Origin of the sequence: Variovorax sp. RTB1 (assembly GCF_035018765.1) — a bacterium.
In the GTDB taxonomy this organism is placed as follows: domain Bacteria; phylum Pseudomonadota; class Gammaproteobacteria; order Burkholderiales; family Burkholderiaceae_C; genus Variovorax.
The window spans coordinates 48,068-61,208 of the sequence record NZ_JASJXG010000023.1 but is presented as its reverse complement, the minus strand read 5'-3'; the positions used below and the strand labels follow the sequence as shown (position 1 = coordinate 61,208).

General features: G+C 62.1%; 12 protein-coding genes. 7 read left to right on the top strand and 5 right to left on the bottom strand.

Going from position 1 to position 13,141, the window contains the following annotated elements:
- Positions 1 to 94: 94 nt before the first annotated feature.
- From rimP to QN397_RS15440, 7 genes are read left to right on the top strand one after another with little or no spacing between them, the layout of a single operon-like run.
- Positions 95 to 748 (top strand): ribosome maturation factor RimP, encoded by a 654-nt coding sequence (rimP, locus tag QN397_RS15470; RefSeq protein WP_323501345.1) that lies wholly within the window; start codon positions 95 to 97, stop codon positions 746 to 748.
- A gap of 15 nt (positions 749 to 763) precedes the next feature.
- Positions 764 to 2,248 (top strand): transcription termination factor NusA, encoded by a 1,485-nt coding sequence (gene nusA / locus QN397_RS15465; protein WP_187052082.1) that lies wholly within the window; start codon positions 764 to 766, stop codon positions 2,246 to 2,248.
- 24 nt (positions 2,249 to 2,272) lie between these two features.
- Positions 2,273 to 5,170 carry a translation initiation factor IF-2 gene (gene infB, locus QN397_RS15460; RefSeq protein ID WP_323495201.1) on the top strand — a complete coding sequence of 966 codons (2,898 nt, stop codon included), beginning with the start codon at positions 2,273 to 2,275 and terminating at the stop codon, positions 5,168 to 5,170.
- A 21-nt stretch (positions 5,171 to 5,191) separates the two neighbouring features.
- Positions 5,192 to 5,563: a 30S ribosome-binding factor RbfA gene (gene rbfA, locus QN397_RS15455; RefSeq protein ID WP_187052080.1), complete on the top strand. Its 372-nt coding sequence runs from the start codon at positions 5,192 to 5,194 to the stop codon at positions 5,561 to 5,563.
- A 2-nt stretch (positions 5,564 to 5,565) separates the two neighbouring features.
- Positions 5,566 to 6,546 (top strand): tRNA pseudouridine(55) synthase TruB, encoded by a 981-nt coding sequence (truB, locus tag QN397_RS15450; RefSeq protein ID WP_323495202.1) that lies wholly within the window; start codon positions 5,566 to 5,568, stop codon positions 6,544 to 6,546.
- Positions 6,543 to 8,369 (top strand): translational GTPase TypA, encoded by a 1,827-nt coding sequence (gene typA, locus QN397_RS15445; protein WP_187052078.1) that lies wholly within the window; start codon positions 6,543 to 6,545, stop codon positions 8,367 to 8,369. The genes truB and typA overlap by 4 nt, the downstream gene beginning before the upstream one ends.
- 38 nt (positions 8,370 to 8,407) lie before the next feature.
- Positions 8,408 to 9,328 carry a DMT family transporter gene (locus QN397_RS15440; RefSeq protein ID WP_323501344.1) on the top strand — a complete coding sequence of 307 codons (921 nt, stop codon included), beginning with the start codon at positions 8,408 to 8,410 and terminating at the stop codon, positions 9,326 to 9,328.
- A gap of 58 nt (positions 9,329 to 9,386) precedes the next feature.
- Here the strand turns inward: QN397_RS15440 and QN397_RS15435 are convergent, their stop codons facing one another.
- From QN397_RS15435 to QN397_RS15415, 5 genes are all read right to left on the bottom strand, one after another.
- Complete coding sequence (locus QN397_RS15435; protein ID WP_187052077.1) at positions 9,387 to 9,770, bottom strand: ATP-binding protein; 384 nt, start codon at positions 9,768 to 9,770, stop codon at positions 9,387 to 9,389.
- A 72-nt stretch (positions 9,771 to 9,842) separates the two neighbouring features.
- Positions 9,843 to 10,688, bottom strand: coding sequence for an anti-sigma factor (locus QN397_RS15430; protein ID WP_323495205.1), 846 nt, complete (start codon positions 10,686 to 10,688; stop codon positions 9,843 to 9,845).
- Positions 10,689 to 10,695: 7 nt separating this feature from the next.
- Positions 10,696 to 11,202, bottom strand: a complete 507-nt coding sequence (locus tag QN397_RS15425) for a sigma-70 family RNA polymerase sigma factor (RefSeq protein WP_323501343.1) — start codon at positions 11,200 to 11,202, stop codon at positions 10,696 to 10,698.
- Between the two features lie 155 nt (positions 11,203 to 11,357).
- Positions 11,358 to 12,461 (bottom strand): glycosyltransferase, encoded by a 1,104-nt coding sequence (locus QN397_RS15420; RefSeq protein WP_323495207.1) that lies wholly within the window; start codon positions 12,459 to 12,461, stop codon positions 11,358 to 11,360.
- Entirely contained in the window at positions 12,458 to 13,066 is a 609-nt protein-coding gene (locus QN397_RS15415; RefSeq protein ID WP_323495208.1) for a putative colanic acid biosynthesis acetyltransferase, read from the bottom strand. The genes QN397_RS15420 and QN397_RS15415 overlap by 4 nt, the downstream gene beginning before the upstream one ends.
- Positions 13,067 to 13,141 lie beyond the last annotated feature (75 nt).

Here is a 13,141-nt window from a genome sequence, read left to right as displayed (position 1 = left end):
GCTCACGACCAAACGGGCGGGTACCAACCGCCCGTTTTTTTTGGTCTGTGCATTTCCGGCATTCCGGCTTTCCAGATAGGGCACCTTCGAACACGTGGCATTGCAGCAGACAGTGGAACAAACCGTGGTCGCGACCGTAAAAGGGTTGGGCTACGACCTCGTCGAGATCGAAAGATCGGCCGGGGGGTTGCTGCGCGTGACGATTGATTTGCCATGGAAGGCCCCCAATTCGGAAGCTGTGGCTGCCGGGTTGCCCGATCCTGCCGTCACGGTGGAAGATTGCGAGAAGGTCACGCGGCAATTGCAGTTCGCGTTGGAAGTGGACGGTGCTGAATACAAGCGGCTCGAGGTTTCCTCGCCGGGTATTGACCGGCCGCTGCGCAATGAGCAGGATTTCGAGCGTTTCGCAGGCGAGGTGATCGACCTCACGCTGAAGGCCCCCATGGGAGCGGCCGCGGCGGGCCAGGTGTCGCCCACCCGCAAGAAGTTTCGCGGCACGCTGGAGCGTGTCGAAGGTGCGGCTGGCGCCGACGGAAGCGATTCCGTCAGAGGCTGGCAGATCGTCTGGAGCGAAGAGCCGAAGACCAAGCCTGGACAAAAAGTGAGCAAGAAGCGTGAGCCGGCCCCGTTGCAGGCGCTCGGCTTCAGGTTGGACGAGCTGCGTGACGCGCGGCTCGCGCCGATTGTGGATTTCAAGGGTCGCAAGACGAAAACCGCCAAAGCCGCCACAGGCAATGGACAGGATTGATCGAGGAGCAGTGGCATGAATCGCGAAATGTTGATGTTGGTGGATGCGATCTCGCGCGAGAAGAACGTCGAACGTGACGTCGTCTTCGGCGCGGTCGAGTCTGCGCTGGCCCAGGCCACCAAGAAGCTCCACCAGGGCGACGTGGACATCCGCGTGGTCGTGGACCGCGACAGCGGTGACTACGAGACTTTCCGCCGTTGGCATGTCGTTCCGGATGAAGCCGGCCTGCAGCTGCCCGACCAGGAAATCCTCCTGTTCGAAGCCAAGGAAGAGATGCCCGACATCGAGGTCGACGAGTACATCGAAGAAACGGTGGACTCGGTACCCATCGGCCGCATTGGCGCGATGGCGGCCAAACAGGTCATCCTGCAAAAGATCCGCGACGCCGAGCGGGAGATGCTGCTCAACGATTTCATGTCGCGCGGCGATAAGATTTTCGTCGGCACCGTCAAGCGCCTGGACAAGGGCGACATCATCGTCGAGGCTGGTCGCGTCGAAGGGCGCCTGCGCCGCAGCGAAATGATCGCCAAGGAAAACCTGCGCAATGGCGACCGCGTCCGCGCCATGATCATGGAAGTCGACCTGACGCTGCGCGGCGCGCCGATCATCCTGTCGCGCTCGGCGCCGGAATTCATGATCGAGCTGTTCCGCCAGGAAGTGCCAGAAATCGAACAGGGCCTGCTCGAAATAAAGAGCTGCGCTCGCGATCCGGGCTCGCGTGCCAAGATCGCCGTGTTGTCGCACGACAAGCGTGTCGACCCGATCGGCACCTGCGTCGGCGTGCGCGGTACGCGTGTCAATGCCGTTACCAACGAGCTGGCCGGCGAGCGCGTCGACATCGTGCTGTGGTCCGAAGATCCAGCGCAGTTCGTCATCGGTGCTTTGGCTCCCGCCAATGTGTCGTCGATCGTCGTCGATGAAGAAAAGCACGCCATGGACGTGGTGGTCGACGAGGAAAACCTCGCCATCGCCATCGGCCGCGGTGGGCAGAACGTGCGCCTTGCGTCCGACCTGACCGGCTGGAAGATCAACATCATGGACGCCAACGAGTCTGCGCAAAAGCAGGCCGTCGAAACCGATGCCAGCCGCAAGCTCTTTATGGAAAAGCTCGATGTCGACGAGGAAATGGCCGATATCCTGATCTCCGAGGGCTTCAACAGCCTCGAAGAAGTGGCTTACGTGCCGATCTCAGAACTGCTTGAAATCGAGAGCTTCGACGAAGACACGATCAATGAGCTGCGCACGCGTGCAAAAGATGCGCTGCTCACAATGGAAATCGCCAAGGAAGAGGGCGTCGAGACCGTCTCGCAAAATCTGCGCGACCTCGAAGGCCTGGACCCTGAGTTGATTCCAAAACTGGCCGAGGCGGGTGTACACACCCGTGACGACCTGGCCGACCTTGCGGTCGATGAACTTACCGAGATCACCGGCCACAGCGCCGCTGACGCCACGACCCTCATCTTGAAAGCCCGCGAACATTGGTTCGCTGGCCAAGAGTGACGGTCATGAAGGCACGAAACCAATATGTCCAGTACCACTGTCGCCGAGTTCGCGAACGAGCTCAAGAAGACTCCCGAAACCTTGCTTGACCAGCTCAAGAGCGCAGGCGTGCCCAAAGCCGCGCCTACCGATGCGCTCACGGAGGCCGACAAGCAGCGCTTGCTCGGTTTCCTGAAGGCCAGCCACGGCACGGCCGAGCCCGAGCGCAAGAAAATCACGCTCACCAAGAAGTCGACCAGCGAGATCAAGCAGGCCGACGCGATGGGGCGTGCGCGCACGATCCAGGTCGAAGTGCGCAAGAAGCGCACATTCATCCAGCGCGATGAAGGGCCGACCGCGGCGCCCGAGCCGGTGCATGAGGCTGAGGCGCCTGCTGCCCCTGGCATAGACGAAGCTGAATTGGCGCGGCGCGAAGAAGAAGCTCGCCGTCAGGCCGAACTGATTCGCCGCCAGGAAGAAGAACTGGTCGAAAAGCGCCGCATTCGCGAAGAAAGCGAAGCGCGAGAGCGCGAGCACGCCGAGCGTGCTGAAAAAGCCGAACAGGAAGCACGCGCCGCCGAAAAGAAGGCGGCTGCTGTGCCGGCCGTCGCGACCGAAGGCGCGTCCAGCAAGGCTGCGATAACCGAAGAAGCGACCAGTGCTGCTGCCACCAAGGCGGCAGCCGACGCCACCGTGGCGCAAGCCAAGGAAGACGCCAAAGCCAAGGCCGCGGCCGATTCGAAGGCCCGTGCCGACGAAGAATCTGCACGTGCCAAGGATCTGGACGAACGCCGCCGCAAGGCACTCGCCGAAGCCGAAGCCATCCGCGCGATGATGAATGCGCCCGCTCGCGTGCTTGTGCCGCACAAGGTGCCCGAAAAGCCTGCGCCAGAAGTCAAGCCGGCCGTTAAGGGCACTTTGCACAAGCCCGCCACGCCCGCGGCACGTCCCGGCGCACCTGCAGCGCCTGGCACGACCGCGCCCGGCGCCAGCAAGGACGTCAAGTCCGCCAAGCTCTCGTCGAGCTGGGCTGGCGATCCGGCCAAGAAGAAGGAAATCAAGACCCGCGGCGATGCCAGCGGTGGCGTCGGTCGCGGCAATTGGCGCGGAGGCCCGCGCGGCCGTCGTGGCAGCAACGATCGTGGCGGCCACGAAGATCAGCAGCAAGCCGCTCCGGTCGAAGCGCGCGTGCTCGACGTGCACGTGCCGGAAACCATCACCGTGGCCGAGCTTGCGCACAAGATGGCCGTCAAGGCCCAGGAAGTCATCAAGCAGTTGATGAAGGCCGGGATCATGGCGACCATGAACCAGTCACTCGACCAGGACACCGCGATGGTGATCGTGGAAGACATGGGTCACAACGCGATGGTGGCGGCACTGGACGATCCGGAAGCCTTCACCGACGACGACGCGGCCGCACAGACCGCAGAGTCGTTGCCACGTGCACCCGTGGTTACGGTCATGGGTCACGTCGACCACGGCAAGACTTCGTTGCTCGACTACATCCGCCGTGCCAAGGTCGCAGCGGGCGAAGCCGGCGGCATCACGCAGCACATCGGTGCCTACCATGTGCAAACCGATCGTGGAATGGTGTCGTTCCTTGACACCCCGGGTCACGAGGCGTTCACCGCCATGCGAGCCCGTGGTGCACAGGCCACCGACATCGTCATCCTCGTGGTGGCGGCCGACGACGGTGTGATGCCGCAGACCAAGGAAGCCATCAAGCATGCGAAAGCTGCCGGTGTGCCGATCGTGGTCGCGATCAACAAGATCGACAAGTCCGATGCCAACCTGGACCGCGTCAAGCAGGAGCTGGTGGCCGAAGAAGTCGTGCCCGAAGAGTACGGCGGCGAAGTGCCTTTCATCTCTGTCTCGGCCAAGACCGGCCAGGGCGTTGACGAACTGCTCGAGCAAGTGCTGCTGCAGGCTGAAGTGCTCGAACTCCGTGCGCCGGTCGATGCCGCTGCCAAGGGTCTGGTCATTGAAGCGCGCCTCGACAAGGGCCGTGGTCCCGTCGCGACCGTGTTGGTCCAGTCCGGTACGCTGAAGACTGGCGATGTGGTGCTCGCCGGCTCGACCTATGGCCGCGTGCGCGCCATGGTGGACGAAGACGGCAAGACGATCAAGACCGCGGGTCCATCGATTCCGGTCGAGATTCAGGGCCTGACCGAGGTGCCGCAAGCCGGCGACGAGTTCATGGTGATGGCCGACGAGCGCCGTGCGCGCGAAATCGCCACCTACCGTGCCGGCAAGTTCCGCAACACCAAGCTGGCGCGTTTGCAGGCATCGAACCTGCAGAGCATGTTCACGGACCTGTCTGCAGGCGAGGTGCAGACGCTGCGCCTGATCATCAAGGCTGACGTTCAGGGTTCGCAGGAAGCATTGGCGCAATCGTTGCTCAAGCTGGCGACCGAAGAAGTCAAGGTGCAGATCGTGTACGCCGGTGTCGGCGGCATCAGTGAGAACGACATCAACCTGGCCATCGCGTCGAAGGCGGTCGTCATCGGCTTCAATGTGCGGGCCGACTCTGGTGCGCGCAAGCTGGCCGAGAACAACGGCGTGCAGCTGAACTACTACAGCATCATTTACGACGCTGTGGACGAGATCAAGGTTGCGATGTCCGGGATGCTGGCGCCCGAACGCCGCGAAGAGATCATCGGCTCGGCCGAGATCCGCACGGTGTTCGTCGCTTCCAAGATCGGTACGGTCGCAGGTTGTATGGTCACTTCGGGTTCGGTCAACCGCAGTGCACATTTCCGTTTGCTGCGCGAGAACGTGGTCGTCTATACCGGCGAGGTCGACTCGATCAAACGTATGAAAGACGACGTGCGCGAGGTCAAGGAAGGCTTCGAATGCGGTATCAAGCTCAAGAACTACAACGACATCAAAGAGGGCGATCAGCTCGAGTTCTTTGAGATCAAGGAAATTGCCCGGACGCTGTAAAGCGCCCAAGCGAACCTGGCCATGCCCAAGAGAAAAGCCGCAGCCCCCAACCGCTCGTTCAAGGTTGCTGATCAGATCCAGCGCGATCTGACGGAACTGATCGCGCGCGAGTTGAAGGACCCGCGCGTAGGCATGGTCACGATCCAGGGGGTCGAGGTCACGCCCGACTACGCGCACGCCAAGATTTTCTTCAGCGTGCTCACGGGCGACATTGTCGAGACCACCGAAGCGTTGAATCAGGCAGCCGGATTTCTCCGCAACGGCCTGTTCAAACGCCTCCATATCCATACCGTGCCGACGCTGCACTTCCTGTTCGACCGAACCACCGAGCGTGCGGCCGACATGAATGCGTTGATCGCTCAGGCAGTCGCCTCCCGCTCGAAGGACGAGTAGCCATGAACGCCCCTCGCACCAGGGTGCAGCGGCGCCCCGTGCATGGGGTGTTGTTGCTCGACAAACCTCTCGGCCTTTCGAGCAACCAGGCGTTGCAGCGGGCCAAGTGGCTGCTGCGCGCCGAAAAGGCGGGGCATACCGGCACGCTCGATCCGTTGGCGACTGGCGTATTGCCGTTGTGCTTCGGTGCAGCGACGAAGTTCAGTCAACTGCACCTCGAGGCCGACAAGACCTACGAGGCCACGGCCCGACTGGGCGTGAAAACATCGACCGGCGATGCTGAAGGCGAAGTGATCGCAGAACGTGCAGTTCATCTCGCTGCCGAAGACCTGAAACGTGTCGAGGCGCGGTTCACCGGGCCGATCCGCCAGATTCCGCCGATGTACAGCGCGTTGAAGAAAGACGGCAAAGCGCTGTACGAATACGCCCGCGAAGGCATCGAGGTCGAGCGTGCGCCGCGCGACGTCGTCGTGCACAGGCTTTCGGTCACTGAGACGCCCGACATGGCGCCGTACCGCGCCGTGAAGATCGCCGCGACAGTGACCAAAGGAACTTACATCCGCACGCTCGGCGAAGACATCGGCGAAGCATTGGGTTGCGGCGCTCACCTGACTGCATTGCGCCGCACCGCGACGGGTGACTTCGACGTCTCGCAATGCGTGACGCTCGAAGCGCTCGAAGCCATGGCCGAAGACGAACGGCTCGCGCTCTTGCTCCCTGCCGAGTCCCTCGTCGCCGGCCACGACCGCGTCACGTTGGGCACGGAAGATGCGGCGCGGTTCCTGTCCGGCCTGCGCCGGCGCGGCGATTGGGCCGATGCAGCCGAGGTGGCGGTATTCGGCATTGAGCCTGCTGCGTTTTTGGGCTCGGCCCATATCGTGGCCAACGAATTGATTCCGGGGCGCTTGCTGAACCCCATTGAAATCCAGCAAATCCTTTTGAACGCCCCCGTCCCCCATTTTTTCTGCGAAACGACATCATGAGCATCAAGCAAATCCGCAATATCGCCATCATTGCCCACGTCGACCATGGCAAAACCACGATGGTCGACCAGCTGCTGCGCCAGTCCGGCACCTTCGCCGAGCACGAGAAAGTGGTCGACACAGTGATGGACAACAACGCGATCGAAAAAGAACGTGGCATCACGATTCTTGCCAAAAATTGCGCCGTGACCTGGGAAGGCACGCACATCAACATTGTCGACACTCCCGGTCACGCCGACTTCGGCGGCGAAGTTGAACGCGCACTGTCTATGGTCGACGGCGTTGTGCTGCTGATCGACGCGCAAGAAGGCCCGATGCCGCAAACGCGCTTCGTGACCAAGAAGGCACTAGCCCTCGGCCTCAAGCCTATTCTGGTGGTGAACAAAGTCGACAAGCCCGGTGCGCGCCCTGACTTCGTTGTCAACGCGGCGTTCGACCTGTTCGACAAGCTCGGTGCGACCGACGAGCAGCTCGATTTCCCGGTGGTGTACGCCTCGGGCATCAATGGCTGGTCGTCGATGGAAGAAGGCGAGGCGGGTGAGCAGTGGGGCCCCGACATGTCGGCGCTCTTCAACACCGTGCTCAAGCACGTGCCGGCTCAAAAGGGTGACCCGGATGCACCGCTGCAATTGCAGATTTCCGCACTCGATTTCTCCACCTTCGTCGGCCGCATCGGCGTTGGCCGCATCAGCCAGGGCACCGTCCGGCCGATGATGGACGTGGTTGTGATGGAAGGTACGGACGGCAAGGCCGTCAAGGGTCGCGTCAACCAAGTGCTGACGTTCCAGGGATTGGAGCGCGTGCAAGCGACGGAAGCCGGTCCGGGCGAAATCGTGCTGATCAATGGCCTGACCGACATCGGTATCGGCGTCACCGTGACCGATCCGATCAATCCGGCACCGTTGCCCATGCTCAAGGTCGACGAGCCGACGCTGACGATGAATTTTTGCGTCAACACGAGCCCGCTCGCCGGTCGTGAAGGCAAGTACATCACCAGCCGCCAGATCTGGGACCGCCTGCAGAAAGAGCTGCAGCACAACGTAGCCTTGCGCGTCGCCGAAACCGGGGAAGAAGGCATCTTCGAGGTCATGGGCCGCGGCGAACTGCACCTCACCATCCTGCTGGAGAACATGCGCCGCGAAGGTTACGAGCTCGCTGTGTCCAAGCCGCGCGTGGTGTTCAAGGATATCGACGGGGTGCGCCACGAGCCGATCGAAATGGTGACCATCGACGTCGAGGAGCAGCACCAGGGCGGCGTGATGCAAGCCATGGGCGAGCGCAAGGGCGATCTGGCCAACATGGAATCGGACGGACGCGGCCGTGTTCGTCTGGAGTACCGCATTCCGGCGCGCGGCCTGATCGGCTTCACCAACGAGTTCCTGAATCTGACGCGTGGCTCGGGTCTGATCGCGAATATCTTCGACAGCTACGAACCGCACAAGGGCGACATCGGCGGCCGCAAGCAAGGCGTACTGATCTCGATGGACGACGGTGAAATTTTCACCTACGCCCTGGGCAAGCTGGACGACCGCGGCCGTATGTTCGTGCGCGCGAACGATCCGGTTTATGAGGGCATGATCGTCGGCATCCACAGCCGCGACAACGATTTGGTGGTCAACGCCACCCGTACCAAGCAGCTGACCAACTTCCGCGTGTCTGGCAAGGAAGACGCGATCAAGATCACACCGCCGATCGAACTCACGCTCGAATACGGCGTGGAGTTCATTGAAGACGACGAGTTGGTCGAAATCACGCCAAAGAGCGTTCGTCTGCGCAAGCGGTTCCTGAAGGAACACGAGCGCAAGCGCGCCGGCCGCGACTAAAAAACTGCGGGCTTTCGAAGACCGTGAGTTCGAGTCGGATGGCGGCTGACGAACATGCGGTGACTTCGGGGCGCATGGCCCACGGACGTGCCGTGTGGCTCATGGTTCTCGTCACGCTGATGTGGGCTACAGCCGGCGTCGTGACGCGCCACCTGGAGCATGCACGGAGCTTCGAGGTCACTTTTTGGCGAGCGTCATTCACCGTGTTGTCGCTGCTTGTGATACTGCCGATCTGGCGCGGCCGGGCGGTGTTCGCGACGATCCGGCAGGGCAACCGTTCCCTCTGGGTATCTGGCGTCTGCTGGAGCGTGATGTTCACGGCCTATATGGTCGCGCTCACGCTGACCAGCGTCGCGAACGTGCTGGTGACGATGGCGCTAGCGCCTTTATTCACCGCGCTCGCGGCTCGTCTGTTCATCGGGCACCGGCTGGCAACGCGCACCTGGATCGCGATTCTCGTCGCGGGCATCGGCATCGGTTGGATGTACGGCTCCGAATTTTCGAGCGCCGGTGGTCAGCTTCTCGGCACCCTGGTTGCGTTGTGCGTACCGTTGGCCGCTGCGGGCAATTGGACAGTCACGCAACACGCGCATGCAGCCGGACACGATGTGGACATGGTGCCTGCGGTGTTGATCGGTGCGGCTTTGTGTGCCTTGGCTACTTTGCCGCTCGCATGGCCCTTTCAAGTCAACGCTCACGACCTCGGTTTGCTGGCATTTCTGGGATTGGTCCAGCTGGCCATTCCCTGCGTGTTTTCAGTGATGTGCGCCCGTGTGCTCAAGGCACCGGAGTTGTCGCTGCTGGCGCTGCTCGAGGTGATCTTCGGCATCGCTTTGGCTTGGCTTGGCGCGGGCGAAGAACCCGCTTTCAGCGTACTCGCCGGGGGTACTGTGGTCATCGCTGCGTTGGTCGGCAACGAGTGGTTCGGACTTTCGAGGCGCAGCGGTAGATCGGTCTGAGCCAAGAAAATAAAAAAGCCGGCACTTGGCCGGCTTGGCTGAGCCAACGCGCAGGCGCTCAGGGGCGCGCAAGCTTCCACGCATTGTTGAAGTTGTCGCCCGTGCGATCGCCCGCCTTGGCGTCGTTCGCGTAGTAGTAGAGCGGGGAGCCCTTGTAGGCCCACTGCTGGGAGGCATCGTCGCGCACGATGATGGTGTAGCCGCCCATCGGCTTGGCCGTTGCGGCGACCGGCAGCGCCGGCCAGAGCTTTGCGCACGCCGCATTGCAGACCGACTTGCCGCTGTTGGCGGTGTCGCGGTTGAACGTGTAGAGCGACTTGCCGTCAGGCCCGACGAGCACGCCATCAGATGTCTTTGTTGGGGTGTCGGCCATCATGGACGACATGCTTGCGCAGCCTGCGAGCAGGGTGACGGCGAGGATCGATGCACTGAGCAGTTTCATATCAAGTTTCTCCTTCGGTTTCAAAAAAACGCCGGCACATTGGAGCTGTGCCAGCGACCAGTCTAAATTGCCCTAAGACAGCTGACGGTAGGTGACCGTCGCCAATTTCATCAACGCGTCGCGCGGCAATTTGCCGGCGACGGCATAGCCGAACCCATGATCGACCCAGTAGAAGCTGGGTACCGGCCCCTCCGATGTGAAACGGAATGCCGTTTCCCGAGATGGCGTGAAGGCACTCGCCGCGGCGTCCAGGGCACCGATGTAAAGGGTCACCCGTTCGCCAGTGGCGCTTTCGAACATGAACTGGGCGCGCGCGCCTTCGTCGCCCGGCAACAGCCGACCTCCGACCAGCGAATAGCCTTCGCTCGAGAGATCCGGCACTTTGAGTGGCCGGTCGAGCCGCTTCGAGAGCCATTGCACCAGATGCTGTTGCTCGGCGGCAGCGACCTCCACGGGATGGCGCTTTTCGGGCGCATACACCGCATGCGCCACCGACGCCGCATGCACGAATTCGTGCGACGCAAGCGCCCCTGTGGGCGCCGGTCCGGGCCCAGGCGCCTTCGCCAAGGTCGTGCCGTGCGACAGCGTCCACTGTGCGTTGACCAGCCAGCCGGCGCCAAAGGCGATCGCGAAGCCCGCGGCCATTCCACCCCAGCGCGTCCACACCGACTGCGCTGCATGGCGAGCCGATCGGGCGCCCAGCGCGTTCAGTAGTGGTGCGGGGATCGGTTCGTCGAGCAAGCTGAGGTGCAACTGGCGGAGCGCATCGCGCTGCACTCGCCACGAGGCGACGCGGGCCGCAAGAGCCGGCTCCCGCTTCAGCAAATCGTCGATCGCGGCACCGCGTTCGAGCGCCAATTGGCCGTCGACGAAAGCATGCAGTTCATCGTCGGAAACGGAGGAAATGTGGGCGTTCATGTTCAGCTCACTTGAGGCGGCGCAGGCCAGGTCGGTTAGGCGTTGCGCTGGTACCTTCCATCAGCTCGTGCAAACGTGCGCGAGCACGCGACAGCCGGGACATGACCGTGCCGGCCGGGATGCCGAGTACTTTTGCGACTTCGGCATAAGAGAGGTCTTCCAGTGTGACCAACAAGAGCACCGCGCGCTGTTCCTCGGGCAGTTGATGCAGGCAACGTTGCAGATCGATACCGTGGTCGCGCCCTGACTCGACGGCGCGAAGTTCATTCGATACGTCTTCGAGCGACACGGTTGCGCGAGGCGACGTCCGGCGCATTTGGCTGGCAAAGAGGTTGTGCATGATGGTGAAAAGCCATGCGCGCAGATCGCTGCCGACGGTCCAAAGCCGCCATTTGCTGCAAGCCCGCTCCAGCGTGTCCTGAACCAGATCGTCGGCCGCCCAGGCGTCGCCGGTCAGCACGCGCGCATAGCGTCGCAAGCTGGGAATGTGTTCGATCAGGGGCTGCGAATCCATGCGTTGGCTCAGTGCGTCGCCGTTTCGCCGCGACAGAGCGAAGCGGTAACGCAAACGATGACATTGGCGAGGAGTCGTGTGGAAGACAAGGCGGTGCTCCTTTCCACACACGAACGCCGAAAGTCGTCGGTTTATTCCACCGACCCGCAAAAAGACTAAGTGGTGCTCAGGACCTCGCTATAAGCCGAGACAAATCGCTTTGCGATTCGCGGCCAGTCATACGCGTCTGCGAACGCCACGCTCGCGCTGCGCATCGACTGCTGGTGCGGCTGATCCATCGACAGGAACTCGACCAGTTTCGCAAAGTCGGCGTCGCTGCCGTCGAATGCGAGGCAGAGGCCGTTCTGGCCGTTCTGCACGAACTTGTTCATTGGCTCGACGTCACGGCACACCACGAGCAGCCCAGCCGCCATCGCCTCGAGCAAGGTCAGACCGAAGCCTTCGTATTCGCTGGCGGTCGCGAAGACGGTTCGATCGCGCAAGGCTGCTTTCAAATCGATATCGTTCATCGGCGGCGCCAGCCGCACGCTGTCTTGCAAACCCGCGCTGTCGATGCGCGCCTGGAATTTGCAAGCCAATCCGCTGACGTCCGTTCCGGTGATGAGCAGGTCGAGCGGATAGCCCATGGCCTTCAGTCGCACGGCGTAGTCGAGCAGGCGATCGACGCGCTTGTTTTCGGAGAGGCGACCCCAGTAGACCCAGCGCCGCAAATCGTTGCTCGGGGGCCGGTCGGCAATTTGGTGGCGCTGCACGTCGATGCCGTTGCCGGTCACCCTGATCCGCTTGGTGAACCGGCCGAAGTAAGCAGCGTCGTTTTCGCTGGTCGCCAACACCAATCTGTAGGAGTCGAGCATGCGGCGCAGCGCGAACTCTTCATGCAGTCGCTTGGCGCCTGCCAACCGGCGCGTGTGATGAAAGCCGCCATGGGTGCTCAGCACCCGCGGAAGTTGGCTGCCGGACAGCATGACGCCTACCGACAAGGCCATCAATTGAGGATCGTGGATATGTAGCAGGTCGAAGCCCTGAATCGCCTGCCTCAACTGCGGTGCGTATCCGACCAGTTTGCTGCCGATCAGTGGCACGTCGGTGACTTTGATACCTTCGACCGTGCGCGTCTGCAGCCGCTTGTGATCGGGGGAAACATAGAGCACCTCTACATCGACGCCCAGTCGCTGGCAGTGCACCGAGAGATTCAACACCACTGTCTCGATCCCGCCGATCTCCGGATGGAACGTCGGCGTGATGTTCAGGACTTTCACCGGCCTGCATCTCCGGGTGCGCTCGTGTCGCCGGCCGTACCGAGGATGACGCGGCGTTTGACGAACTGCGCCGGGTTGCCTGCATAGACGCCCCAGGGTTCGAGCGATTTAAATGCAACCGCGCGTGCGCCGAGCACCGATCCCTCGCCGATCTCGACGCCGGGACCCACAAACGCTTCAGCAGCCACCCATACGTCCGCGCCGATGTGGATCGGCTTGGCGATCAGCTGAAAGTCGCGAGTACGGATGTCATGGCTGCCGGCGCAAAGGTGTGCGCCCTGTGAAACCAGCGCGCGTTCGCCGAGCGAAATCGGCGCCATGTTGTAACAGTTGACGCGATCCGCTAGCAGGCTGCGGTCGGCCATCTGCAGGTGAGGTGGATACCAGACTTTGGCGGTGCCCCTGACATCACAGGCAACGCCCATGCGGGCGCCGAACAGCGTGAGCAAGAAGCGGCGCCATGCGCCGAATGGCGGTGGCGTCCAAGATGCGAGCAAGGCCCACGTCAAGTTCCACAAGGCGCGAAAAAGGCGGTTCGAGAGACTGAAACTCGGTCCGCCCTCGCGTGAATTGACCTGACTTGCGTCGAGAGGTTGAAGCGCCATGTGTTTGAAAAATAGTGGGCGGCGTGGTCCGAGCGCAGAAATTCGCTCGTGACACTGTTACGTTCTGTGACTATA